The sequence below is a fragment of the Ruegeria sp. R8_1 genome (assembly GCF_017743815.1).
Taxonomy (GTDB): Bacteria; Pseudomonadota; Alphaproteobacteria; order Rhodobacterales; family Rhodobacteraceae; genus Ruegeria; species Ruegeria lacuscaerulensis_A.
The window spans coordinates 191,417-214,590 of the sequence record NZ_JAGHRL010000001.1; the positions used below are offsets into that span (position 1 = coordinate 191,417).

At 59.9% G+C, this 23,174-nt stretch carries 20 protein-coding genes; 13 read left to right on the plus strand and 7 right to left on the minus strand.

From position 1 onward, the window contains the following. The first annotated feature begins 81 nt into the window (after nucleotides 1-81). The gene (locus J7380_RS00950; RefSeq protein WP_170354966.1) at nucleotides 82-1,716 is read left to right on the plus strand and encodes a SulP family inorganic anion transporter; all 1,635 of its coding nucleotides are present in this window, start codon (nucleotides 82-84) and stop codon (nucleotides 1,714-1,716) included. A 133-nt stretch (nucleotides 1,717-1,849) separates the two neighbouring features. Here J7380_RS00950 and J7380_RS00955 read toward each other — a convergent pair whose 3' ends face one another. Then, a complete protein-coding gene (locus J7380_RS00955) occupies nucleotides 1,850-2,455 on the minus strand; it encodes a flavin reductase family protein (RefSeq protein ID WP_209194083.1) in 606 nt (201 codons plus the stop codon). A gap of 72 nt (nucleotides 2,456-2,527) precedes the next feature. Between J7380_RS00955 and J7380_RS00960 the strand changes: the two genes are divergently transcribed. The 4 genes from J7380_RS00960 (at nucleotide 2,528) to J7380_RS00975 (ending at nucleotide 5,041) form a co-directional block, all read left to right on the plus strand. Further along, nucleotides 2,528-3,022: an N-acetyltransferase gene (locus J7380_RS00960; RefSeq protein ID WP_209194084.1), complete on the plus strand. Its 495-nt coding sequence runs from the start codon at nucleotides 2,528-2,530 to the stop codon at nucleotides 3,020-3,022. Between the two features lie 50 nt (nucleotides 3,023-3,072). Next, the gene (locus tag J7380_RS00965; RefSeq protein WP_209194085.1) at nucleotides 3,073-3,816 is read left to right on the plus strand and encodes an EcsC family protein; all 744 of its coding nucleotides are present in this window, start codon (nucleotides 3,073-3,075) and stop codon (nucleotides 3,814-3,816) included. A 127-nt stretch (nucleotides 3,817-3,943) separates the two neighbouring features. After that, the gene (locus J7380_RS00970) at nucleotides 3,944-4,399 is read left to right on the plus strand and encodes a DUF1178 family protein (RefSeq protein WP_209194086.1); all 456 of its coding nucleotides are present in this window, start codon (nucleotides 3,944-3,946) and stop codon (nucleotides 4,397-4,399) included. Between the two features lie 3 nt (nucleotides 4,400-4,402). Further along, nucleotides 4,403-5,041, plus strand: a complete 639-nt coding sequence (locus J7380_RS00975) for an SDR family NAD(P)-dependent oxidoreductase (protein WP_209194087.1) — start codon at nucleotides 4,403-4,405, stop codon at nucleotides 5,039-5,041. Here the strand turns inward: J7380_RS00975 and J7380_RS00980 are convergent. After that, nucleotides 5,035-5,391, minus strand: a complete 357-nt coding sequence (locus J7380_RS00980; protein WP_209194088.1) for a hypothetical protein — start codon at nucleotides 5,389-5,391, stop codon at nucleotides 5,035-5,037. The two genes, J7380_RS00975 and J7380_RS00980, sit on opposite strands and share 7 nt — an antisense overlap. Nucleotides 5,392-5,556: 165 nt before the next feature. Here J7380_RS00980 and J7380_RS00985 point away from each other — a divergent pair, with 165 nt between their 5' ends. The 6 genes from J7380_RS00985 to J7380_RS01010 all read left to right on the plus strand — a co-directional run bounded on the left by J7380_RS00985 (nucleotide 5,557) and on the right by J7380_RS01010 (nucleotide 14,341). After that, entirely contained in the window at nucleotides 5,557-6,795 is a 1,239-nt protein-coding gene (locus tag J7380_RS00985) for an aspartate kinase (RefSeq protein ID WP_209194089.1), read from the plus strand. Nucleotides 6,796-6,840: 45 nt separating this feature from the next. Then, nucleotides 6,841-9,084 carry a phosphoenolpyruvate--protein phosphotransferase gene (ptsP, locus tag J7380_RS00990; protein ID WP_209194090.1) on the plus strand — a complete coding sequence of 748 codons (2,244 nt, stop codon included), beginning with the start codon at nucleotides 6,841-6,843 and terminating at the stop codon, nucleotides 9,082-9,084. Between the two features lie 125 nt (nucleotides 9,085-9,209). Next, complete coding sequence (gene zwf, locus J7380_RS00995) at nucleotides 9,210-10,655, plus strand: glucose-6-phosphate dehydrogenase (protein WP_209194091.1); 1,446 nt, start codon at nucleotides 9,210-9,212, stop codon at nucleotides 10,653-10,655. A 2-nt stretch (nucleotides 10,656-10,657) separates the two neighbouring features. Further along, nucleotides 10,658-12,463 carry a phosphogluconate dehydratase gene (edd, locus tag J7380_RS01000; protein ID WP_209194092.1) on the plus strand — a complete coding sequence of 602 codons (1,806 nt, stop codon included), beginning with the start codon at nucleotides 10,658-10,660 and terminating at the stop codon, nucleotides 12,461-12,463. Nucleotides 12,464-12,466: 3 nt separating this feature from the next. Beyond that, entirely contained in the window at nucleotides 12,467-13,099 is a 633-nt protein-coding gene (locus J7380_RS01005; protein WP_209194093.1) for a bifunctional 4-hydroxy-2-oxoglutarate aldolase/2-dehydro-3-deoxy-phosphogluconate aldolase, read from the plus strand. Between the two features lie 51 nt (nucleotides 13,100-13,150). Continuing rightward, complete coding sequence (locus J7380_RS01010; protein WP_209194094.1) at nucleotides 13,151-14,341, plus strand: aminotransferase class V-fold PLP-dependent enzyme; 1,191 nt, start codon at nucleotides 13,151-13,153, stop codon at nucleotides 14,339-14,341. 89 nt (nucleotides 14,342-14,430) lie between these two features. Here J7380_RS01010 and J7380_RS01015 read toward each other — a convergent pair whose 3' ends face one another. Further along, nucleotides 14,431-15,534 (minus strand): pyridoxal phosphate-dependent aminotransferase, encoded by a 1,104-nt coding sequence (locus tag J7380_RS01015; protein ID WP_209194095.1) that lies wholly within the window; start codon nucleotides 15,532-15,534, stop codon nucleotides 14,431-14,433. 93 nt (nucleotides 15,535-15,627) lie between these two features. On the opposite strand from J7380_RS01015, the gene J7380_RS01020 reads away from it, so the two are divergent. Both J7380_RS01020 and J7380_RS01025 read left to right on the plus strand, forming a co-directional pair. Then, nucleotides 15,628-16,704, plus strand: coding sequence for an SMP-30/gluconolactonase/LRE family protein (locus J7380_RS01020; protein WP_209194096.1), 1,077 nt, complete (start codon nucleotides 15,628-15,630; stop codon nucleotides 16,702-16,704). A gap of 58 nt (nucleotides 16,705-16,762) precedes the next feature. Beyond that, a complete protein-coding gene (locus tag J7380_RS01025) occupies nucleotides 16,763-17,545 on the plus strand; it encodes a crotonase/enoyl-CoA hydratase family protein (RefSeq protein WP_209194097.1) in 783 nt (260 codons plus the stop codon). Here J7380_RS01025 and J7380_RS01030 read toward each other — a convergent pair whose 3' ends face one another. From J7380_RS01030 to J7380_RS01045, 4 genes are all read right to left on the minus strand, one after another. Then, nucleotides 17,546-17,878 carry a DUF1992 domain-containing protein gene (locus J7380_RS01030; RefSeq protein ID WP_209194098.1) on the minus strand — a complete coding sequence of 111 codons (333 nt, stop codon included), beginning with the start codon at nucleotides 17,876-17,878 and terminating at the stop codon, nucleotides 17,546-17,548. 32 nt (nucleotides 17,879-17,910) lie between these two features. Next, on the minus strand, nucleotides 17,911-19,074 hold the full coding sequence (locus tag J7380_RS01035) for a benzoate/H(+) symporter BenE family transporter (RefSeq protein ID WP_209194099.1): 1,164 nt from the start codon (nucleotides 19,072-19,074) through the stop codon (nucleotides 17,911-17,913). Nucleotides 19,075-19,198: 124 nt separating this feature from the next. Continuing rightward, complete coding sequence (locus J7380_RS01040) at nucleotides 19,199-22,339, minus strand: valine--tRNA ligase (RefSeq protein WP_209194100.1); 3,141 nt, start codon at nucleotides 22,337-22,339, stop codon at nucleotides 19,199-19,201. A 78-nt stretch (nucleotides 22,340-22,417) separates the two neighbouring features. Beyond that, the gene (locus J7380_RS01045) at nucleotides 22,418-23,149 is read right to left on the minus strand and encodes a dienelactone hydrolase family protein (protein WP_209194101.1); all 732 of its coding nucleotides are present in this window, start codon (nucleotides 23,147-23,149) and stop codon (nucleotides 22,418-22,420) included. Between the last annotated feature and the right edge of the window lie 25 nt (nucleotides 23,150-23,174).

The following is a 23,174-nucleotide window of genomic DNA, read 5'->3' on the forward strand; positions in this document are numbered from 1 at the left end:
TCCCACCTGATGCGGTGGCTCCAAGGTTCATTGACGGGTAGAAAGCCCCTTTCGCGCGCGCACCAACCGACAGGACATCTTATGCCCCGAGCCATGCTGGCAAGCTTTGCCAACCGTATCGCCAAACCCGACCTGCGTTGGGTGCCGGATGAGGGGTTGACCGCCTCGCGCCTGCGGATCGAGCTTTTGTCCGGCCTGACCGTGGCCCTTGCGCTGGTGCCCGAGGCTGTGGCCTTTGCTTTTGTTGCGGGGGTTCATCCGCTGGTGGGCTTGTACGCGGCTTTCATGGTCGGTTTGATCACGGCGCTGATCGGGGGGCGTCCGGGTATGATCTCTGGCGCGACCGGGGCGCTTGCGGTGGTCATGGTGGCGTTGGTCGCAGAACATGGGGTCGAGTACCTGTTTGCGACCGTCGTTCTTATGGGAATTTTGCAGGTGATCGCAGGGGCGATGCATTGGGGGCGGTTCATCCGTCTGGTGCCGCACCCGGTGATGCTGGGCTTTGTGAACGGTCTGGCCATCGTTATCTTTCTGGCGCAGCTGGGCCAGTTCAAGGTGCCCGGCACCATGGAGAACACCGGCCACGGCATGGGCGGAGGTGAGTGGCTCTCGGGTCTGCAACTCTATACCATGCTGGGTCTGGTGGCGCTGACCATGGCGGTGATCTGGGTTATGCCGCGCATCACGCGGGTTGTTCCGGCCCCGCTGGCCGGGATTGTCGTCGTTGCCGCATTGGTAATCGGTTTTGGTCTGGACGTGCCGCGCGTCGGTGATCTGGCCTCGATCGAAGGTGGCCTGCCGCCCTTCCACATCCCGATGGTGCCGCTGACCTGGGAAACCTTTGAAATCATCCTGCCCTACGCCGTCATTCTGGCTGCTATCGGCCTGATTGAATCACTGCTGACCCTGAACCTTGTGGGTGAGATCACGGGCAAACGCGGCGGTGCATCGCAGGAATGTATCGCGCAGGGCGTATCCAACGTCGCAACCGGTTTCTTCGGCGGCATGGGTGGCTGTGCGATGATCGGACAGTCGATGATCAACGTGAAATCAGGGGGGCGGACTCGCATCGCCGGGATCGCCGCTGCGCTGTTTCTGCTTATCTTCATCCTTTTTGCCTCACCACTGATCGAACAGATTCCTCTGGCTGCACTCGTCGGAGTGATGTTCATGGTGGTGATCGGCACATTCGCCTGGAATTCGTTTAACATCATGCGAAAAGTGCCCCTGATGGACGCGTTCGTCATTGTGCTGGTGACAGTTGTGACGGTGATGGAGGACCTCGCGGTCGCTGTCGTAGTTGGCGTGATCGTCTCGGCGCTGGCTTACGCATGGAACAACGCAAAACGCATCCACGCGATCACTCGGGACTCGGCGACCGAGAAAGGTGCCAAGGTATATGAAATCCAAGGCCCTCTGTTCTTCGGGTCGTCCGACGGGTTTGTGGAACTCTTCGATGTCTCGAACGATCCTGAAACCGTCATTGTGGATTTCGCCGAAAGCCGCGTTGTCGATCAATCAGCACTTCAGGCCATCGAGAACATCGCTGGAAAATACGAAGCCGCAGGTAAACGGGTTATGCTGCGCCACCTGAGCCGCGATTGCCACAAACTGCTGAACAAGGCGGGCCATCTGATGGTCGATAGTGATGATGACCCGGATTATGAAATCGCAGTGGACTACTCGGTCCGAACCGGCATTCTGGGTGGCCACTAAGCCTATAGCGAGGCTCTGCCTCGCGCTCCGGGATGCTTGGGGCCAGATGAATGAAGGATCCCCTGCTTCATCTGGCTAAAAATATCTCGGGGGAGTCGCCCAATGGGCGACGGGGGCAGAGCCCCTTTTGCGATCAGTCATCCGGACGGTTGAGGGAAAACAGTTCCGTGACCACGGAGTAGTCGCGGTACCCAAGCCGTGCGAGCGGCTGGAATGTGGTGACGTCGAATTTACCGTCTTTCAAACAGTCGTCTCTTAAATGCACGCCGGTTACTTCTCCGAATACAACGCGGTTTGCTTCTCCGGGCAACTTCACGATCTGGGTTAGCTTGCATTCAAGGGCGGCCGGCGCCCCTTTAATCCTGGCGCAAGGAATGGTTTCACACTCTATTGCAGTCAAACCTGCATGGTCGAATTCATCTACGTGTTTCGGCAATCCCGCAGAACTTGCGTTCATTGCATCCCGATGCGCATGCGCCACGACATTCACACAAAAAACACCTGTGGCTTCGATGTTGGCGATACTGTCTTTTCCACCGTCCTGATCTGGTTTCGTGCCCGTCGTGGCGAACATAACCTGCGGAGGAGTGTATGCGACGCCGTTAAAAAACGAATACGGGGCCAGATTGTTCACTCCATCCATGTCGCGGGACGATATCCAGCCGATTGGGCGTGGCGTGATGATAGCGTTGAAAGGGTTATGCGGCAGACCGTGGCCGTCTTCGGGGCGATAGAACATATGTACTCCAAGCGTTTGCCCAAGGCGTAACGAAGTGCTAGGGCGAATTCCAGCAAGGAAAAGAGGGCAGGGGTGCAGCAATTCGCGATCAAGCCGGAGGAACCGGACGATTGGTGGGAGGTCGAGGCTTTGTACGACCTGTGTTTCGCGCCGGGGCGCGAGGCATTGTCCTCGTACCGTTTGCGTGATGATGTGCCACCTGTTTCCGGGCTTTCATTGGTTGCACGGGATGGGCAGGGGATTTTGGCAGGTGCGATCCGGTTCTGGCCCGTGCATGTCGGGGGTCATGATGCCCTGCTTTTAGGACCTGTCGCCGTGCACCCAACACACCAGGGCGAGGGTTTGGGCGGATTCCTCATTCACGAAGGCCTGCAAGCGGGGCGCGAAAAGGGGTGGCAGCGCGTAATGCTGGTTGGTGATGCGCCTTACTACGCAAGGTTCGGGTTCTCACGTTTGGAACACATCAAGATGCCTCCGCCAACCAACCCAGATAGGGTTTTGGGCGCGGAGCTGAGTGAAGCGGCATGGTTTGGAGTCACGGGCTCGGTGACCCGATGGTCGCGCTGAGCTATTGAAAATCAGTCAACAAGTTCCGATGTTTCTGTCAGGAGGATTTCATGCAGGACATCGCTCTTGTAGAAAAGCTGGATACAGAGGCCGAGTTGGATCGGCTTGCCGCGCATTACAAATCTGCGGGGGGCGCGGGGGTCAAACTGCTCAACAGTCTTGGCGGATCGGCTGAAACTTTGCTGGAACAGCTGCCAGACCCGGTCAGGCGGGGGCTGACAGGCGCGACTGAACAGGCACTATGGGCTGCTATGCACGCGGCAGAAGGTTCGCGCCGTGCGGTGCCGGATCAAAAGCCCTGGGTAAACACAGCGGTGACCACCGCAATGGGCGCGGCAGGTGGGATGGGCGGTGTGTCGTCCGCATTGATGGAGCTGCCAGCGACCACAACAATGCTGCTTCGTGCGATACAGGGTGCCGCCGCGTATGAGGGGTTCAATCCTTCAGAGGACGGAGTGAAGTTCGATTGTGTTCGCGTTCTTTCTGCTGCAGGGCCACTTGCATACGATGACGGCGCCGATCTGGGCTTTTTCTCGGTCCGCCTGACTCTGACAGGGCCGGCCATGCAAAAGCTGATTGCTGCGGTCGCGCCGAAACTGTCAGTGGTTCTGGGGCAAAAGCTTGCGGCGCAATCTATTCCCGTCCTTGGGGCGTTGGCTGGCGGCGGGACGAATTTCGTGTACAGCCGGTATTACCAACAAATCGCCCGGGTCCATTTTGGCTTGCGCCGCCTTGCTGTTGACGCGGACATTCCTCACGATCAGCTTTTAAGTAAGCTCTCTGCGCGAATGTAGGCTATTGGACAGCGCATCGCTTAACCGTGATGCGACAGCGGTGCCCTTACGGTTACCTGCAGCCATAGGGGTATTGATATTGCGCTGATGGGCGGTATCTATTCCGCATCTGAAGTCTGGACGGATCATGATTCAATACGCGTTGAAATGCAGTAACGGTCACAGTTTTGACAGTTGGTTTCAATCGGCTGCAGCTTACGACAAGCTGGCAGCTGCAGGGATGGTGTGCTGTGCTGTTTGTGGCAACAGCGAGGTCGAAAAAGCGATTATGACGCCGCGTGTCCGGCCAGCCCGAACCATTGAGGCGCGCTCGGAACCCACTGAACGTTCGGAAAAGTCGGTGGATATGGCGACGCCTACACCGGATGGTAAGCAGGCGCTGGCCGATCTACGTCGCAAGGTCGAAGAGAACTCGGATTATGTCGGCAAGGACTTTGCCAGTGAGGCTCGCAAAATTCATTTGGGTGATGCGCCCGAGCGGGCGATCTATGGCGAGGCCAAACCCGAAGAGGCAAAGGCCCTGATAGATGACGGTGTTCCGGTGGCGCCTTTGCCTTTTGTTCCAACGCGAAAGACCAACTGACCCATGCATATTGTGATCACCGGAGCAGGGCGTGGAATCGGACGCACTCTGGCGGATCGTTATCGGGCGCAGGGGCATAGTGTGACCGGAACCGCTCGTGATGGCAGTGCCGAGGTCGTTTTGGATGTCACAAATCCCGACCAGCAGCGCGCGATGGCGTCGCAGCTTGGAGACACTGCCGTCGATCTGCTGATCTGCAATGCTGGTGTATATCTGGATAAATCGGAAAGCATCGCGGGTTACCCAGCCGAAATGTGGGCTCAGACATTTGCGTCCAATGTGACCGGAGTATTTCTGACAGTTCAGGCGCTTTTACCCAATCTGCGCAAGGCCAAGGGGAAAATCGCCATCTTGTCTTCGCAAATGGCCTCGCACACGCGGGCTCCGGGTGGCAGCTATATTTACCGCTCTTCAAAGGCGGCTGTGTTGAATTTGGGTCGCAACCTGTCAACGGACCTTCGTCAGGACGGCATTGCTGTCGGAATCTATCATCCGGGTTGGGTTCAGACAGATATGGGCGGGCCCGCAGCTGAGATCACCGTAGATCAGGCCGTGGATGGCCTGATGGCTCGGTTCAAAGACCTTTCTTTAGAAAATACGGGCTGCTTTGATACCTTTGACGGCCAGGCCCATGCTTACTGAGCGGCCAGTGCAGCCGTCGGGATCTCATAAACTTCGCCGGGATCAACGAAGATCACCATGACATTGCCTTGCGTCTCATAGCTAAGACGCGCGGCTGAATTTGTTGAATCCGGCACGCCATCGGTAAAATAGATGTTGCGGACCTCGCCGTTGCCCATTCCAACAGCCAAAGTTATTTGCCCATCGTCATGGCGGCGCAGCTCGGCATTGCAACTGCGCAGCGGCTCTCCGGCATTTGTTGCGCAAGGGACAGTTCCCAAAGCATTTTTCCCGTCTGTTCCGGCCAGTGTTGAAACCTGGGCCAGCGCTGGCGTGGACAAAAGAGCAAAGACAAGAGCAAGACGGGGCATGTTGGATTTCCTGAAATAACGGATGAGAGCAAGCTGACACCGCTAGGAGCGGTTGTAAAGCGACCGTACGACGCGACCGAACAGGTTTTGAACACTTGCCCTTAACGCCCCCCTGACTTAAGACGCACGGGATCTGAATTCCAAGGCGCGGAGACGACTGCCCCCATGCCCTTACTCGTGATGAAATTCGGCGGCACATCCGTCGCCAACCTGGACCGTATCCGCCGCGCGGCCAAGCGTATCGGCGTTGAAGTGGCAAAAGGCTATGACGTGATCGTCATCGTCTCGGCCATGTCCGGCAAAACCAACGAGCTGGTGGGCTGGGTGAACGAAACCTCTCCGTTGTTTGATGCACGCGAATATGATGCTGTTGTGTCCTCGGGCGAGAATGTGACCGCTGGTCTGATGGCGTTGACGCTGCAAGAGATGGATATACCCGCGCGCAGCTGGCAGGGCTGGCAGGTGCCGCTGATGACCACCAGCGCCCACAGCCAGGCCCGGATTGAGGAAATCCCGACCGACAATCTGAACCAGAAATTCGGAGAAGGCATGCGAGTGGCCGTGGTCGCCGGGTTCCAGGGCATCAGCCCCGAAGGCCGCATCACCACGCTGGGTCGCGGTGGATCGGACACGACGGCGGTGGCCTTTGCTGCGGCCTTTGGTGCCGAGCGGTGCGACATCTATACGGATGTGGATGGCGTCTATACCACCGACCCGCGCATCTGTGAAAAGGCGCGCAAGCTGGACAAGATTTCGTTCGAGGAAATGCTCGAACTTGCCTCGCTGGGGGCCAAGGTTCTGCAGACCCGCTCGGTCGAGCTGGCGATGCGCTACAAGGTGAAACTGCGCGTTCTCTCAAGTTTCGAAGAACAATCCGACGAGGCCGGTACGCTGGTCGTCGATGAGGAGGATATCATGGAATCCAATGTTGTGGCCGGTGTGGCCTATTCCCGCGACGAAGCCAAGATGACCGTCGTGTCCGTGGCCGACCGCCCCGGTATCGCTTCGATCATCTTTACCGCCCTCAGCGAAGAGGGCGTGAATGTGGACATGATCGTTCAGAACATCTCGGACGAGGGTCGCACGGATATGACCTTTTCCTGCCCGACCGATCAGGTGGCACGCGCCGAGAAAGCGCTGTTGGCGATCAAGGATGCTGGTGAGCTGAACTATGCCGAATTGGTCGCTGACGAAGACGTCTGCAAGGTTTCGGTGGTTGGCATCGGCATGCGGTCGCAATCGGGTGTTGCAGCCAAGATGTTCAAAATTCTCTCGGATGAGGGGATCAACATTAAGGTCATCACAACTTCCGAGATCAAAATTTCCGTGCTTGTGGACAGGAAATACATGGAACTTGCGGTTCAGGCACTGCATGATGCCTTTGAACTGGACAAGGCGGCCTGAGCGTTTCAGCCAAGGGTCTTGCCTGACGCACTAATTTGGGTGGCCATGGCGGACGGTACCGAAACAGAATCTCGTAAGCTGCTGGGGCGGCTGCGCGAAGAGATGGCGAGCGAGGCCGCCGGTCAGGAACGTCTTGACCGGATCACCAGCCTGATTGCGGATAGCATCAGGGCCGAGGTGTGCTCGATTTACCTGTTCCGCGACGAAGATACGCTTGAACTGTGCGCGACCGAGGGGTTGGCACCCGAAGCTGTTCACCAGACCCGGATGCGCATGGGCGAGGGGCTGGTTGGGCGGGTCGCCAAATCCGGCCAGATCGTCAATACGGCGGATGCACCTTCGGCCAAAGGCTTTCGGTACATGCCCGAGACGGGCGAAGAGCGGTTTTCCTCTTTCCTGGGTGTCCCGATCCAGCGCCTGGGCGAAAAGCTGGGCGTTTTGGTGGTTCAGTCGCGGGACGCGCGGGAATACTCAGCCGATGAGGTCTACGCGCTGGAAGTGGTCGCCATGGTTCTGGCCGAAATGGCCGAGCTTGGCGCCTTTGTGGGCGAAGGCGCGGCCTTGTCGCCCCGTCATCAGCAATCTGTACAGTTGACCGGGGGGCCGGCGCAGGAAGGATCTGCCGAGGGTCATGTCTGGTTGCATGAGCCTCGTGTCGTTGTCACCAACCCGATCGCCGAAGATCCACACCGCGAACGCGAACGCCTGATCGAAGCGGTGGATGAATTGCGGGTGGGCGTCGATAAGATGCTCGAGATTTCCAAGGATGGCGACACCGAGCAGTTGCAGGTTCTGGAAGCCTATCGGATGTTTGCCAATTCCAAAGGCTGGATGCGCCGGATGGAGGAAGACATCGCGCGTGGCCTCAGCGCCGAGGCCGCCGTGGAGAAAGAGCAGTCTCAGGCCCGCGCCCGCATGGGCCAGGTGACGGACCCGTATTTGCGCGAACGGCTGGCCGATCTGGATGACCTGTCGAACCGTCTGCTGCGTATTCTGACGGGGCAGGGCAATACCAATGGGGCAGATCTGCCCCCTGATCCGATTTTGATCGCCCGCAATATCGGCCCCGGTGATCTGTTGGAATATGGCAGGTCGCTGAAAGGCATCGTGCTCGAGGAAGGCTCGGTCGGCAGCCACGCCACCATCGTGGCCCGCGCGCTGGCGATTCCGCTGGTGGTGCATGTGGGCCGCATCACGACCGAGGCGTTGAACGGCGATCATATTCTGGTAGATGGCGACAACGGCACCGTGCATCTGCGCCCCGAGGATACGGTGGTCTCGGCCTTCCGCGATAAGATCGCGATGCAGGCGAAGGCGCAGGAACGCTATGCCTCGATCCGCGAAACCCCGTGCGTGACCCGCGATGGTGAGCGGATCAATCTGGTGATGAACGCCGGTCTTATGGCCGATTTGCCGTCGTTGAACAATTCCGGGGCCGAGGGTGTGGGCCTGTTCCGGACCGAGCTGCAATTCCTGATCCGCACGCAGATGCCCAAACGCTCGGAATTGGTGACGCAGTATCAGCGCGTACTGGATGCGGCGGGTGACAAGCGCGTGGTGTTCCGAACGCTGGATATCGGCTCTGACAAGGTACTACCTTACATGAAACATGTGGCCGAGCCCAACCCCGCGCTGGGCTGGCGTGCGATCCGGGTCGGGCTGGACAAGCGCGGCGTGATGCGGATGCAGTTGCAGGCCCTGATGCGCGCAGCCAATGGCCGCCCGCTGTCGATCATGTTCCCCTTCGTGGCGCAGGCTGATGAATTCCGTGAGGCGCGGCGGGAAGTCGACAAGATCATCGAGCGCGAAAAACGACTGGGTCACGCCTTGCCCGAAACCATCGAGGTCGGCGCGATGCTGGAAACGCCCTCGTTGGCTTTTGCCCCGCAGAAATTCTTTGACGAGGTGGATTTTGTTTCGATCGGGGGCAACGACCTGAAACAGTTCTTCTTTGCCGCCGACCGCGAAAACGAGCTGGTGCGCCGCCGCTATGATACTCTGAACGTCAGTTTCCTCAGCTTCATCGAGCGTATTGTTGAGCGCTGTAACATCTCGAACACGCCACTTTCGTTTTGCGGTGAGGATGCCGGTCGCCCGGTCGAGGCTTTGTGCCTGGCCGCTATGGGCATCAGGTCATTGTCGATGCGCCCGGCCTCGATTGGTCCGGTCAAAAGCGTGTTGTTGCGTGCCGATCTGCAATCGCTGCGCAAGATCATCGCGGATGCCCGGCACCGTGGTGAACAATCCGTGCGACCCGCAGTGATGGAATGGCTACGTAATCAGGGGTGATCGCAGCGCTGCAGGGGACATAATTCAAATCTGGTGTTGATTTTAGCGCTGGTTTTGACTAGTTCCACGGTAAATGTTAGCGATAACATATCTGGCGATGCCATTGAATCTGAAGGAGCCCGTCGATGGTTTCACGCGTTATTCCCGTTAACCCCTTTGATCTGGTGCTTTTTGGCGCGACCGGGGATTTGGCGCAGCGCAAGATTCTGCCCGGACTTTACCATCGATTCGAGGTTGGCCAGATGCCGCCTGACGCACGGGTGATTGGTACAGCGCGGTCTGACATGGACAGTGACGGGTTCCGCGAACAGCTTCGAGCGTCGATGCAGGAATTCGCACCCGGGTTCAAAAAGGATGTTCTGGATCGATTTTTGGCACAGGTCGAATATGTGCCGGTGGATGCGTTGGGTGATGCGGGGTGGTCGGATTTGGCCAAGACCTTGCGCCCTGATGTGGTGCGCGCGTTCTACCTGTCCGTCGGGCCCAGCTTGTTTTCCGGGATTGCGCAACGCCTGAACGATCACGGACTTGCGACGCCGGACAGCCGTATCGTGGTCGAGAAGCCGTTTGGGCATGATTTGGCCTCGGCCAGGGCGCTGAACGAAGGGTTGCGGGCTTGCTTTGAAGAGCATCAGATTTACCGGATCGATCACTATCTGGGCAAGGAGACCGTGCAGAACCTGATGGCTTTGCGTTTCGCCAATTCCCTGTTCGAGCCGCTGTGGAATGCCACCCATGTCGACCACGTCCAGATCACCGTGGCCGAAACCGTGGGGGTCGAGGGGCGGGGGGCCTATTACGACCAGTCTGGTGCAATGCGGGACATGGTCCAGAACCATCTGGTTCAGCTGTTGTGTCTGACCGCGATGGAGCCACCCTCGAAATTCGCGCCCAACGCGGTGCGCGACGAAAAGGTCAAGGTGATCGAGGCGCTGGAACCGGTCGAGCCCAAGGACATCGCCCGCGGTCAGTACCGCGCCTCGGATGGAAAAGACGGCTATGTCGATCATGTGGGTGATCCGGCCAGCCGCACCGAAAGCTATATCGCGTTGAAGGTTCATATCGGCAACTGGCGCTGGGCCGGTGTGCCGTTTTACCTGCGCACGGGCAAACGCCTGCGCGCCCGCGAATCCGAGATCGCGGTGTTCTTCCGCGACCCGCCCCATACGATTTTCCCGAATGTTGGCCCTCTGCACGGCAATGTGCTGGTGATCCGCCTGCAACCGGACGAAGGCATCACCCTGCGCACTACGATCAAAGACCCGGGTCCGGGTGGGTTCCGTCTGTCCGACGTGGCGCTGGACATGAGCTTTGCCGAGGCGCTGGGCGCGGATGCACGGGCACAGGACGCCTATGAACGGCTTGTCATGGACGTCATTCGCGGCGACCAGACCCTGTTCATGCGTGGGGACGAGGCCGAGGCCGCCTGGGCTTGGGTTGATCCCATTATTCAGGGTTGGGAAGACCGCGGCGACCGGCCCGCACGCTATGATCAGGGCAGTTCCGGCCCCGAAGAAGCCTTGATGCTAATGCATCGCGACGGGCGCCGTTGGCGTCAGATCGGAGGATAAACATGGTTCATTCTGTCATCACCGACGTCACCCAACGTATCATTGACCGCAGCGCCGATCTGCGCGGCCCTCACTTGGAGCGGATGGAACAGGCCAAGTCCAAAGGCCCGGCCCGCGCGCACCTGTCCTGTAGCGGCCAGGCCCACGCCTATGCGGGCGCGGGCGAAGACCAACAATCAATGGCCATCGGAACAGCGGGCAATCTAGGGATCGTCACCGCTTACAATGACATGCTCTCGGCCCACCAGCCGTTCGAGCGCTACCCGGCCCTGATCCGCGATGCGATCCGCGCAGCGGGCGGTACGGCGCAGGTCGCGGGCGGCGTTCCCGCCATGTGCGATGGCGTCACCCAGGGTGAGGCGGGGATGGAACTGTCGCTGTTCTCGCGCGATGTGATCGCGCTGGCCACCGGCGTGGCACTCAGCCACAACACCTATGACGCGGCGGTTTTCCTCGGGGTCTGCGACAAGATCGTCCCCGGCCTGATCATCGGGGCGCAGGCGTTTGGCCATCTTCCCGCTGTTTTCCTGCCCGCAGGCCCCATGACCAGCGGTCTGCCGAATGATGAAAAGGCCAAGGTTCGCCAAAAATTCGCGACCGGAGAAGTCGGCCGCGACGAACTGATGAAAGCCGAAATGGCTGCCTATCACGGCCCCGGCACCTGCACCTTCTATGGCACCGCAAATACCAATCAGATGCTGATGGAGTTCATGGGCCTGCACCTGCCGGGCTCTAGCTTCGTCAATCCCAACACCCCCCTGCGCGATGCGCTGACCGAGGAAGGCGCGCGCCGCGCCCTGTCGCTCAGTGCGCTGGGCAATCACTATACGCCTGTGTGCCAGATCCTCGACGAACGCGCTTTTGTGAACGGGATTGTCGGCCTGATGGCCACAGGGGGGTCTACCAACCTGCTGATCCACCTGATCGCCATGGCGCGTGCGGGAGGAATTGTGCTGGATTGGGAAGATTTCTCAGATATCTCAGCCGTGGTGCCTTTGGTCGCGCGGGTCTATCCCAACGGTCTGGCCGATGTGAACCATTTCCACGCCGCAGGCGGGCTTGGCTATTGCATAGGTACATTGCTCGAAGACGGGCTGCTGCACCCCGACACGCTGACAGTCGCAGGGCAGGGGCTGCACAACTACACCAAGGAACCCAAGCTGAAAGATGGCGAGTTGGTCTGGGAAGAAGGCGCGGGCCAAAGTCTGAACGAAAAAATTCTCCGTCCGGCCAGCGACCCGTTTCAACCCACCGGTGGCCTGTCACGCCTGACGGGCAATCTGGGAACGGGCGTCATGAAGGTCTCGGCTGTCGCGCCTGAACATCAGGTGGTTGAGGCCCCGGTCCGCGTGTTCCACGACCAAGACGCGGTCAAAGCCGCGTTCAAGGCCGGAGAGTTCACTGGCGATGTCATCGTAGCCGTCCGCTTTCAAGGGCCAAAGGCCAACGGAATGCCTGAACTGCATTCTCTGACGCCCATGCTGTCGATCCTGCAGGGCAGGGGCCACAAGGTTGCGTTGGTCACAGATGGTCGCATGTCGGGCGCATCCGGCAAGGTCCCGGCTGCGATCCATGTGGTTCCCGAGGCGCTGGACGGTGGCCCCATCGCTTGCCTGCAAGACGGTGATATCTTGCGCGTTGATGCGGTAAAAGGCGATTTGGAAATCCTGACGCCCGGCGTGCTGGATCGCACGCCTGCAACCGCCGACCTCAGCGCCAATCAGCACGGTGTCGGGCGCGACCTGTTCGGAGCCTTCCGCCAGAATGTCGGGTCCGCTGACACTGGCGCCAGCATTTTCGGAGTGTAAGACATGTCCAAAACCCAACGCACCCGCGAGATTTGCGCACTGGCCCCAATCGTGCCGGTTCTGGTGGTCGATGACGCGGCTCAAGCACGGCCTCTGGCCGAGGCGCTTGTCGCAGGTGGCCTTCCTGCGCTTGAGGTCACATTGCGCACCCCCTCGGCGCTCAGTGCGATCCGCGCCATGGCGCAGGTGCCGGGCGGTGTAGTCGGCGCAGGCACGCTGATCACCCCCGAAGACGTCCGCGCCGCGAAAGAGGCGGGTGCGCAGTTTGGTGTCTCACCGGGCGCTACCGATGCTTTGATCGCAACATGTGAGGCCGAGGGCTTGCCGTTACTGCCCGGTGCTGCCACTGCCTCCGAGGCGATGCGTCTGCTGGAACAGGGCTACGACATGCTTAAATTCTTCCCGGCCGAAGCGTCCGGGGGCGCCCCGGCGCTTAAGGCTATTGGCGCGCCCCTGCCGCAAATCACATTCTGCCCAACAGGTGGCGTGTCGCCGTCAAATGCAAGGGACTACCTGTCTTTGCCGAATGTTGCCTGCGCAGGCGGTAGCTGGGTCGCACCCAAACAGATGGTCATGGATGGTGACTGGACCGGCATCGAAAAACTTGCACGTGAAGCGTCGCAGCTGATGGATTGACGCCGCGCCGGGCGTCACTAAATTGGGCGTCAATTCAGACAGGTTGACCCCATGACAAACCACATCTCTCTCGCGCAGGGGCGCGAGTATCTGGCCATTCCGGGCCCCTCAGTAATGCCCGACGCAGTGTTGCAAGCTATGCATCGGCCTTCGCCCAATATCTATGATGGCGAACTGATCGAGATGATGCCCGCCCTGACCGCCGACCTTAAACGTGTGGCCCGAACCGACCACCATGTGGCGATTTATATCGCCAACGGTCACGGCACATGGGAGGCAGCCTTGTCCAACGTGATCGCCCCCGGGGAAACGGTGCTGGCCCCTGCATCGGGTCGGTTCACCTATGGCTGGGCAGAAATGGCCGAAGGGATCGGGGCCACGGCGCAGGTGATCAATTTCGGCACATCCTCGGCGTGGGATTTTGACTTGATCGCGGATGCTTTGCGCGCCGACAAAGCGCATGAGATCAAGGCCGTACTGGCGGTGCATGTGGATACGTCCAGCTCGATCCGCAATGATATCCCGGCTCTGCGGGCCCTATTGGATGACCTGAACCACCCGGCGCTGCTGATGGCTGACTGCATCGCTTCACTGGGTTGCGACCGGTTCGAGATGGACGCCTGGGGCGTCGATGTCATGGTCACCGCCTGCCAGAAAGGGCTGATGACTCCGGCTGGTATCGGCTTTGTCTATTTCAACGAAAAAGCCGCCGCCAAACGCGCCGCCATGCCCCGTGTTTCGCAATATTGGGACTGGATACCCCGCACCCAGCCCGAACTGTTCTACCAGTATTTCAATGGCACCGCGCCGACGCATCATTTGTATGGGCTGAGGGCTGCGCTCGACCTGATCCACGCCGAAGGGATCGAACATGTCTGGGCCCGCCACGAACGTCTCGCCACAGCCATTTGGGCGGCCTGCGAGACATGGGCCGATTGTGGAGCCCTCCACCTCAACGTCGCCGACCGTACTCACCGCAGCCATGCCGTCACCGCCCTGCGCCTGACCGACGGGCAGGGAACCCCGCTGCGCCGCTTCACCGAAACCCAACTTGGCCTCACCCTTGGAATTGGGCTTGGGATGGAGGATTGGGACGGCTGTTTCCGCCTTGGCCATATGGGTCACGTAAATGGCCAAATGGTGATGGCGATGCTTGGCGGGATGGAAACGGCCATGGCAGCCCTCAACATACCTCGCGGCACAGGCGCGCTGGAGGCCGCTGCCGCGATCTTGGCCGAGTGAACAGAGGGTCCGCTCTTCATCTGGCCAAAAATATCCTCGGGGGGAATCGCGCATCTGCGCGATGGGGGGCGGACAGCCCCCCTTTGCAATCAGCCGCCCCGTGCTACGGCCAATGCCTCTGGCAGCGCGGCTGCAAACAAATCCAGATCAGAAACGGCGCCACAGCTGACCCGAATGCAACGGTTCTGGGGCGCCACAAATGGCATTCGAACAAAAATACCCCGAGCGACCAGTGCCTCCAGCACAGCTTTGGCAAAAGCCCCGTCCCGGCCACAATCGATTGCTACGAAATTCGTGGCCGAGGGCAAGGCTTCCAACCCATTGTCCCGTGCGATCTGTCCAATCCGATCGCGCGCGTCGGTGATCTTCGCCTGAACTTGCTCCAACCATTCGGCATCCTGCAGTGCCGCCAGCGCACCGGCTTGCGCCGCGCGATTCATCCCGAAATGGTTGCGAACCTTGTTGAATGCCGAAATTAAACCGGGCGCAGCAATCGCATATCCCACCCGCGCACCCGCCATGCCATAGACTTTGGAAAACGTGCGCATTCTGATCACCCTAGGATCACCGGCATCAATCGGCGCAGCAGTACCTTCTGGCGCGCATTCTACGTAGGCTTCATCCAGCACCAATAAACATCCTGCGGGAAGTTTTTCCATTGCAGAAACGATGTCTGCGCCCATGTGCCAACTGCCCATCGGGTTATCTGGATTGGCCAAATAAACCAACTTGGCGTCAACCTCTGCCGCCTTAGCAAACAACGCGTCAAGGTCTTCATGGTCACCACGATAGGGTACCTTGTGAAGGATCCCTCCGAACCCGGCCACGTGATAGTTAAAAGTCGGATAGGCCCCGTCCGAGGTCACCACCGCATCGCCGTGATCAACGAACAAGCGCACAAGATATCCAAGAAGACCGTCAATTCCTTCCCCCACGACGATATTCTCAGGCGCGACGTCGTGATGGTCGGCCAAGGCGTTACGCAGATCATAGTTCTCAGGATCGCCGTACATCCAGATGCCGGTGTCGGCCATCGCTTCGATCGCCCGTGGTGAGGGGCCGAAAACGCTTTCATTCGCTCCCAATCGGGCCACAAATGGTGCGCCCTGCTGCCGCTCCTGCGTTTCGGGGCCGACGAACGGCACTGTGGCAGGCAAAGACAGGGCAAGAGGAGTGTATCGAGGTTGGGTCATCTGGGCAGATAAACGTAAGGTTACCCGTCAGGCAAGCTTGTGTTCCAAGCTGTCGCCGCGCAGTCTGCTTGCAAGGCAGCGGGAGGAACATTCATGCGCATCGTATTCGGCCTGATTCTGATCGGGCTTGCCTATCTGGTATTCTGGCCGGTTGATGTTGATCCCGTTGCATGGGAGCCCCCAAAAGCCCCGGAATTTTCCGGCGAATTTGCGGAAAATAACGCGCTGGATAAGCTGGAGCTGATCCGCCTGCCCGAAGATGCAGAGGGCCCTGAAGACCTTGCAATCACGGCAGATGGGGCGATCTACACGACTGCGTTGTCCGGTGCGCTGTACCGAATTGATGGGGATGCGCCGGAAAAAGTGGATGATCTTGGCGGTCGCCCGCTGGGGCTGAAGGCCGGACCGGATGGGGCGCTTTACATTGCCGACAGTTTCCGTGGCCTGATGCGCTGGACCGGCCCCGGTACGCTGGAAACGTTGGTTTCCGAGATTGCGGGTGCGCCGGTGGTTTATGCCAATCAGCTGGATGTGGCGCAGGACGGCACGGTCTATTTCTCGAATTCATCCGATCGATTCGACCCCGAGACAATGGGCGGCACCAAGCCAACCTCGGTGCTGACCATCTGGGAGCAGTCGGATACAGGCTATGTGGCCCGACGCAATCCTGACGGCAGCACCGAGAAAGTGGCTGAGGGGTTTGTCTATACCAACGGGGTCGCCTTGTCCCCGGAAGAAGACTTTCTGTTGATCGCCGAAACCGGTCGCGCGCGCGTCCACAAGCTGTGGCTAAAGGGTCCAAAATCCGGCCAGCGCGAGGTTCTGTTGGATAACCTGCCGGGCTATCCGGACAATATCGAGGCGCAGGGCGACGGGACTTACTGGATGGCGTTCGCCAGTCCGCGCGTGCCAACCGAGGCGCTTATGCCTTATCCATTTCTGCGCAAGGTGATCTGGCGACTTGGGCCAATGGTAAGGCCGGCACCGATTCACAGGGGAATGCTGATTCAGTTCGACGGTGAAGGAAACATCCTTCAGAACCTGCAAGATCCGGGCGGGCGGCTGGGTATCACGACCGGTGGCCGGGTCGTGGGGGAAGATTTTTATGTCATGACGCTGGATTCGCCGTGGTTTGGTCGGATGTCTGCATCAGACCTGCCCCCACGTTGATCTGGAACTTTACGGTCCTTCGGGGCATTGTTGTGCAAACCTGTTTTGAGAGGCCCGCATGTCACGCGTATCCGTCGAATACAAAGATCATATCGCCCACGTCACGCTGACACGCGGCGACAAGATGAACGCGTTGGATGATGCGATGATCAAAGCCATCCTGAACGCGGGTCAGGAAGTGGCCGCCTCGGACGCGAGGGCGGTAGTCCTGTCGGGTGAAGGCAAAAGCTTTTGCTCGGGGTTGGACATGGCAAGTTTTGCCAAGATGGCGCATATGGATCCGTCGGAATGGTTGATGACACGCAGCCATGAAGACGCGAATGAGATGCAGGAACTCGCTTTGATCTGGCGGCGTTTGCCCATGCCGGTGATCTGTGCGGTCCAGGGCGTGGCCTATGGTGGTGGTTTGCAGATCGCGCTGGGCGCAGATATCCGGATTGCCCATCCCGACACCAAATTGGCGGTGATGGAGATGAAATGGGGCATTATTCCCGACATGGGGGGGATGGTGTTGCTGCCCAAACTGGTGCGCACGGATGTGCTGCGCCTGCTGACCTATACTGCGCGACCCATCGGCGCGGCGCAGGCGGAGGAATGGGGACTGGTAACCAAGCTTTCAGATGACCCGCTGACCGAAGCGATTGCGCTGGCTGAAAACATAGCCGGGCAAAGCCCCTCAGCCGTGCGCGCGGCAAAGCGCCTGATCGACTTGGCCGAAACTCAACCACGTGCCGAGGTGCTTTTGGCCGAATCCTCAGAACAGGTGGAGTTGATCGGCAAGCCCGAGCAGATGGAGGTCATCGCAGCCCAGATGCAAGGCCGCAAGCCGGTCTTCAAGTGATCACCGCATGAAGGTGCGTCGCGCATCGCGGGCCATGTTATAGCGCATTTCCAGATCAGCGATGCGCGCCATCGCCCGCTTGCGGGCCTTCGGATCGGTCAGCTTGGCATAGTCGTTACGGGCGGTGTCGAGGTCTTTCTTGATCGCAAATTCCTCGGGCAGAACACCCGCCTGTGCCATAATCCTGTGACCAGCTGCGATGGCTGGATCGCACAGCGCCTCGGACGAACGATCAGGCAGAGGTTTGCCTTCCCCCTCAAGGCCCTTCAATTGCCCTTCGGCTTGCGCCTTCCTGATCTGGCGTTCAATGAGTTTTCCAAACGATCCAAACATAGGCCGATTATAGGTGAGAGTAAGGCTAAGCGCTAGCGGATGCGGTTCGACACCAGATAGGCGAGCCCCCCGGCCAGCAAGCCCCAAACCGCTGCCCCCAGACCAAAGACCGAGATACCCGAGGCCGTGATCGCAAAGGTCAGAATAGCGGCCTCGCGCTCGGCCGGAACCTCCAGTGCGGCGGCGGTGGCATTGGCCAGCACTCCGATCAGTGCAATTCCGGTCAGGGTGCCCATCAGCAGCGGATCAGCGTGTAAAGCAAAGCCGGTTATGGCCACGGCGAAAATGCCGAAGATGCAATAGAACACGCCCGCCATCACCGCGGACCAGTAGCGCTGGGCAGGGTCGGGGTGGCTGTCCTCGTTCGAACACATTGCAGCGGTGATCGCTGCCAGACATGTGGCCGGAGCGCCAAACGGGGCCGACAGGATGCTGGACGCGCCAACGGACGAAAACAACCGACCCGATGCGGGGTCATAGCCAAAGCTGCGCATCACCGCGATACCGGGGATGTTCTGGGTGGCCATGGTGACGATGAACAGCGGGATGCCGATTCCGATGACCGAGGCCAATGAGACTGTGGGCATCGTCCAGACCGGGGCCGACATCCACTGCGCCGGGGCCACCGATGCCTCACCCGCGTTCAGGATGACCACGATGGCGGCGGCCACGACGGCTGCGGGCACGGCAAACAGGCGGTTGATCCGACCGGCGATGAACCATGTCAGGATCACGGGTAGGGCCTGCCACGGCAACTCGACAGCGGCTTTGAAAGGGACGATGCACAATGGCAGCAATACGCCGCCCAGCATCGCCTGCGCCAGTGTTGTGGGGATCGCGGCGGCGAGCCGGCCCAAGGGCCTCCAAAGCCCTGCCAGCACCGTCAATGCACCTGCACACAGAAAGGCCCCCGTGGCCTCGGCAAACCCGGCGGCAGGCATGGCGGATACGGCCAGCAGCGCAGCGCCCGGCGTGGACCAGGCTACGCTGATCGGCTGCCGGTACCACAGGCTTAACCCGATTGCCGTCAGCCCCATCGCAATCGCCGCCATCATCAAACCGGACGCGGATTGCGCCGCCGATGCCCCCATCGCGGCCAGCCCTTGCAGCACGATTGGGAAGGAACTGAAAAAGCCGACAATCGCGACGACCAACCCGGTCGAGACGGTCTGGAACGGAGGGGCTGCGCGTGTCATCTGGGCCTCGGGCGTTGTCCTGTGCCAGAGCTAACAAGCCTTTGAACCACACGACAAGCCCTTTGATGGCAAAAGAAAACCCCGCCACAGGGGCGGGGTCTGCTTTAGCGTATATGCCTGAAGATCAGGCGATCTCGGCCAGACGGGCGAGGGCTTCGTTCAGCTTGGCCTCTTCTTCCTCGCGGGCGGCGAGGTTGGCCTTGGCTTCCTCAACCACCTCTTCCGGGGCCGAGGCCACGAATTTGGGGTTGTTCAGACGCCCGCGCAGACCGCCCAACTCCTTGGCCAGTTTACCCTTGGCTTTTTCAAGTCGTTCCTTTTCGGCGCTGATGTCGATGATATCGGCCAGCGGCAGGCCGAAGCTTGCACCGGGGGCGGCGATTGAGATCGTGCCCTTTGGCAACTCATCGGCCTTGGTCAGGCTGTCGATGCGCGCCAATCGTTTGATCAGCGCCTCGTTGCGGTCCCAGGCGGCTTGGCCGTGATCGTCGATCTCTGTCACCAGCATCGGCACGTAAAGCCCCGCCGGAACCCGCATCTGCGCGCGAGCCGAGCGGGTGTTTTCGATCACCGAGATCACCCAGTTCATCTCACGATCCGCATCGGCATCGACCAGTTCGGTGCCATAGGTCGGCCAGTCGGCGTGGACGACCATTTTCGCGCGGTCGCCGGTCAGGCCCCACAGTTCCTCGGTGATGAACGGCATGATCGGGTGCAGCAGGACCATGCACTGATCCAGAACCCAGCGCATGGTGGCGCGGGTCTCGGCCTGCGCCTCGGCGTCATCGCCCTGCAACAGCGGCTTCGACAGTTCTACGTACCAGTCGCAGACCTTGCCCCAGACAAAGGCATAAAGCCCGTTGGCCGCGTCGTTGAAGCGATAGCTTTCCAGCGCCGCGTCAACCTCTTCCCGCACACGGGCGGTTTCGCCGATGATCCAGCGGTTCACGGCGGCCTTGGGTTTCAGGTCGGCCACGTCCAGTTGCGGGACGGCGTCGGTGAAAACCTCGTTCATTTCGGCAAAGCGGACGGCGTTCCACAGCTTGGTGCCGAAGTTGCGATAGCCTGTGATGCGGTCACGGGACAGTTTCAGTACGCCGCCAATCGCCGCCATCGAGGCGTTGGTGAACCGCAGCGCGTCAGCGCCGAATTCGTCCACGATCTCTAGCGGGTCGATGACGTTGCCCGTGGTCTTGGACATCTTCTTGCCCTTCTCGTCGCGGACGAGCGAGTGCAGGTAGACGGTGTGAAACGGGATTTCGTTTACCACGGCCAGTTGCATCATCATCATCCGGGCAACCCAGAAGAACAGAATATCCGCGCCGGTGATCAGCACGTCGGTGGGGAAATAGCGTTCCAGTTCTTCGGTCTGCTCGGGCCAGCCCAGCGTGCCGATGGGCCAGAGGCCGGAGGAGAACCACGTGTCGAGGACGTCGGGGTCGCGCCACACCGGATAGAGTAGTGGTCCACGACCTTCTGCACGGTCCGCGAGACCTTTCACAAAGAGAGTTAGTGCATGGTCGTAGTTTTCTGCTTCCACGATCTGCGCGCTATCAAGAGGGGAGGGAAGTGATCCCAATTGAGCAGAAAACTTCTGTGAAACAGCCGCAAAATCTTCGGCGCATTCCCATTTAGGAGATGCAACGAATAATTCATTCCGTAGTTCCGTGTTCCCGATATCTACGGTGGTCAAATCCCAAAGTTCTGGACCTGCTGTGTTCTGGGTTAAGTCCAAGCCATACCAAACCGGAATCTGATGCCCCCACCACAGCTGGCGCGAGATGCACCAGGGCTCGATGTTTTCCAGCCAGTGGTAATAGGTCTTCTCGCCCGACTCGGGGATGATCTTGACCGTGCCGTCTTTGACCGCATCCAGCGCGGGGCCGACGACCTTTTCGGCATCTACGAACCACTGATCGGTGAACATCGGCTCGATCACCACTTTTGATCGGTCGCCGAAGGGCTGCATAATGGGTTTGCTCTCGACCAGCGGGACCAGCGCCGCCGGGTCGTCGTCCTCGCCCAGCTTGGTGCCCAGACGCGCATCATCCGCGCGGGTCATCACGGCCAGACCGTCGGCGGTGATTTCCTCAACAACCTTGGCGCGCGCTTCGAACCGGTCGAGGCCGCGCAGGTGATCGGGGATCAGGTTGATCGCGTCGATCTCGTTCTCGGTAAAGTCTTTGCCGCGCGCGTATTCCTGCGCTAAACCCGCCGCTTCGGCGTAAGGCGCGCCATCGGCCCGCATCGCGCCTTTGGTGTCCATCAGGCGGTACATCGGAATGCCGCCGCGCTTGGCGACCAAGTTGTCGTTGAAGTCATGCGCGCCAGTGATCTTCACCGCGCCCGAGCCGAAATCTGGATCGGGATACTCATCGGTGATGATCGGAATCTGACGGCGATGCTCTTTCGGGCCAACCGGGATTTCGCAGAGTTTCCCGACGATTGGCGCATAGCGTTCATCCGACGGATGAACCGCAACCGCGCCGTCGCCCAGCATGGTTTCGGGGCGGGTCGTGGCGATCGAGATATAGTCGCGCTCTTCCTCAAGCACGACGTTCCCGTCCTCGTCCTTTTCGACATAGGTATAGGTCTCGCCCCCCGCCAGCGGGTATTTGAAGTGCCACATGTGGCCGGGCGTTTCGATATTCTCGACTTCCAAATCCGAGATCGCAGTCTCAAAATGCGGGTCCCAGTTGACCAGTCGCTTGCCGCGATAGATCAGGCCCTTTTCGTACATATCGACGAAAACCTTGATGACCGCGTCGTGAAAATTCGCAGAATTTTCGTGGCCTGTGCGCGGATCACGCGGTGCGCCCGCCATGGTGAAGGCGTTGCGCGACCAGTCGCAGGAGGAGCCCAGCCGCTTCAGCTGTTCAATGATGGTGCCACCATATTCGCCTTTCCATTCCCAGACCTTGTCCAGAAACGCCTCGCGCCCCAACTCGCGGCGGCCGGGTTGGCCGGTCGCGGCCAGCATCTTTTCCACCTGCATCTGGGTGGCGATACCGGCGTGGTCCTGTCCGGGCTGCCACAGCGTGTCGAAGCCGCGCATCCGGTGCCAGCGGGTCAGGATATCCTGCAGCGTGTTGTTGAACGCATGACCCACATGCAGCGCGCCCGTCACGTTGGGCGGGGGGATCATGATGGTAAAGCTCTCGTCGCGCGAGCGGTTCGCGCCTGCCTTAAAGGCTCCGGCCTGTTCCCAGGCCTCGTAGATGCGGGCCTCGGCCTCGGCCGCGTTGAATGTCTTTTCCATCGCCATGGGGTGCGTCCTGCGTCATCAATATCGGGTCAGCGATTGCAATAGCGAATGGAGGCGGGAAGGGGAAGGGTGCGTGTGCTATCCAGCCTGTGCAAATCGGGCACGGAAGTAATCCTGCACCCTCTGATAGGCCGGTTCGTGGAAATCCAACGTCAGCAGAGAGTGATCCTTGCCCTCATATTCCTGCGTTTCAAGGTCGTCACCAAAGGCGTCTTGTAGCGCGCGCATCAGCCGTTTCGGGGCCAGTTTGTCATCCGCATAACGCATTGCAAGCCCCGGGCCTTTGGCAGCCATGCCCGCGCGGGCTTGTGCGACATCATCGGGGCTCATGTGCAGTTCATCGCCGCCAAAGATCGGCAGGGCGGGCTGACTGGAAACGCCGCCCAGAACCGCGTCTTCTGCCATCAGGGTCAGGGCAAAGCTTCCGGTCAGGCACATACCGATGACACCCACGCCTGCTGCGTTGTCGCGGGACTTTATCTCGGCCGCCAGCGATCGCATCCAGCCTGCGATGGGGCTTTGGCGACCTTTGAGGAACATGTTGAACTCGCGCCGGACGCAGAACAGGCGGGCCATGTTGCGGCCCATCGTGACCTTGCCAAAGGTGCCGAACATATGTGGCAGGTAGACGCGAAACCCCGCCCCGTTCAGACGTTTGGCCAGATCCAGCGTTTCCGGCCCGATCCCGGGCAATTCCTGCAGGATCAGGATGGGTGGGCCCTCACCGCCAGCATAAACGTCATGGGTTGCGGTCTTGCCGTTGGTCATCGTGGCGGAGAAGGCGAAAACGGTATCATGGGTCCATGTCATGGGGTCTGAGGCTATCGGAATCCTG

What these genes read in the sequence shown, in the direction of transcription:
- J7380_RS00950 (WP_170354966.1), top strand. Translation starts at nt 82, where the DNA reads ATGCCCCGAGCCATGCTGGCAAGCTTTGCCAACCGTATCGCCAAACCC.
- J7380_RS00955 (WP_209194083.1), bottom strand. Translation starts at nt 2,455, where the DNA reads ATGTTCTATCGCCCCGAAGACGGCCACGGTCTGCCGCATAACCCTTTC.
- J7380_RS00965 (WP_209194085.1), top strand. Translation starts at nt 3,073, where the DNA reads ATGCAGGACATCGCTCTTGTAGAAAAGCTGGATACAGAGGCCGAGTTG.
- J7380_RS00970 (WP_209194086.1), top strand. Translation starts at nt 3,944, where the DNA reads ATGATTCAATACGCGTTGAAATGCAGTAACGGTCACAGTTTTGACAGT.
- J7380_RS00975 (WP_209194087.1), top strand. Translation starts at nt 4,403, where the DNA reads ATGCATATTGTGATCACCGGAGCAGGGCGTGGAATCGGACGCACTCTG.
- J7380_RS00980 (WP_209194088.1), bottom strand. Translation starts at nt 5,391, where the DNA reads ATGCCCCGTCTTGCTCTTGTCTTTGCTCTTTTGTCCACGCCAGCGCTG.
- J7380_RS00985 (WP_209194089.1), top strand. Translation starts at nt 5,557, where the DNA reads ATGCCCTTACTCGTGATGAAATTCGGCGGCACATCCGTCGCCAACCTG.
- ptsP (WP_209194090.1), top strand. Translation starts at nt 6,841, where the DNA reads ATGGCGGACGGTACCGAAACAGAATCTCGTAAGCTGCTGGGGCGGCTG.
- zwf (WP_209194091.1), top strand. Translation starts at nt 9,210, where the DNA reads ATGGTTTCACGCGTTATTCCCGTTAACCCCTTTGATCTGGTGCTTTTT.
- edd (WP_209194092.1), top strand. Translation starts at nt 10,658, where the DNA reads ATGGTTCATTCTGTCATCACCGACGTCACCCAACGTATCATTGACCGC.
- J7380_RS01005 (WP_209194093.1), top strand. Translation starts at nt 12,467, where the DNA reads ATGTCCAAAACCCAACGCACCCGCGAGATTTGCGCACTGGCCCCAATC.
- J7380_RS01010 (WP_209194094.1), top strand. Translation starts at nt 13,151, where the DNA reads ATGACAAACCACATCTCTCTCGCGCAGGGGCGCGAGTATCTGGCCATT.
- J7380_RS01015 (WP_209194095.1), bottom strand. Translation starts at nt 15,534, where the DNA reads ATGACCCAACCTCGATACACTCCTCTTGCCCTGTCTTTGCCTGCCACA.
- J7380_RS01020 (WP_209194096.1), top strand. Translation starts at nt 15,628, where the DNA reads ATGCGCATCGTATTCGGCCTGATTCTGATCGGGCTTGCCTATCTGGTA.
- J7380_RS01025 (WP_209194097.1), top strand. Translation starts at nt 16,763, where the DNA reads ATGTCACGCGTATCCGTCGAATACAAAGATCATATCGCCCACGTCACG.
- J7380_RS01030 (WP_209194098.1), bottom strand. Translation starts at nt 17,878, where the DNA reads ATGTTTGGATCGTTTGGAAAACTCATTGAACGCCAGATCAGGAAGGCG.
- J7380_RS01035 (WP_209194099.1), bottom strand. Translation starts at nt 19,074, where the DNA reads ATGACACGCGCAGCCCCTCCGTTCCAGACCGTCTCGACCGGGTTGGTC.
- J7380_RS01040 (WP_209194100.1), bottom strand. Translation starts at nt 22,339, where the DNA reads ATGGCGATGGAAAAGACATTCAACGCGGCCGAGGCCGAGGCCCGCATC.
- J7380_RS01045 (WP_209194101.1), bottom strand. Translation starts at nt 23,149, where the DNA reads ATGACATGGACCCATGATACCGTTTTCGCCTTCTCCGCCACGATGACC.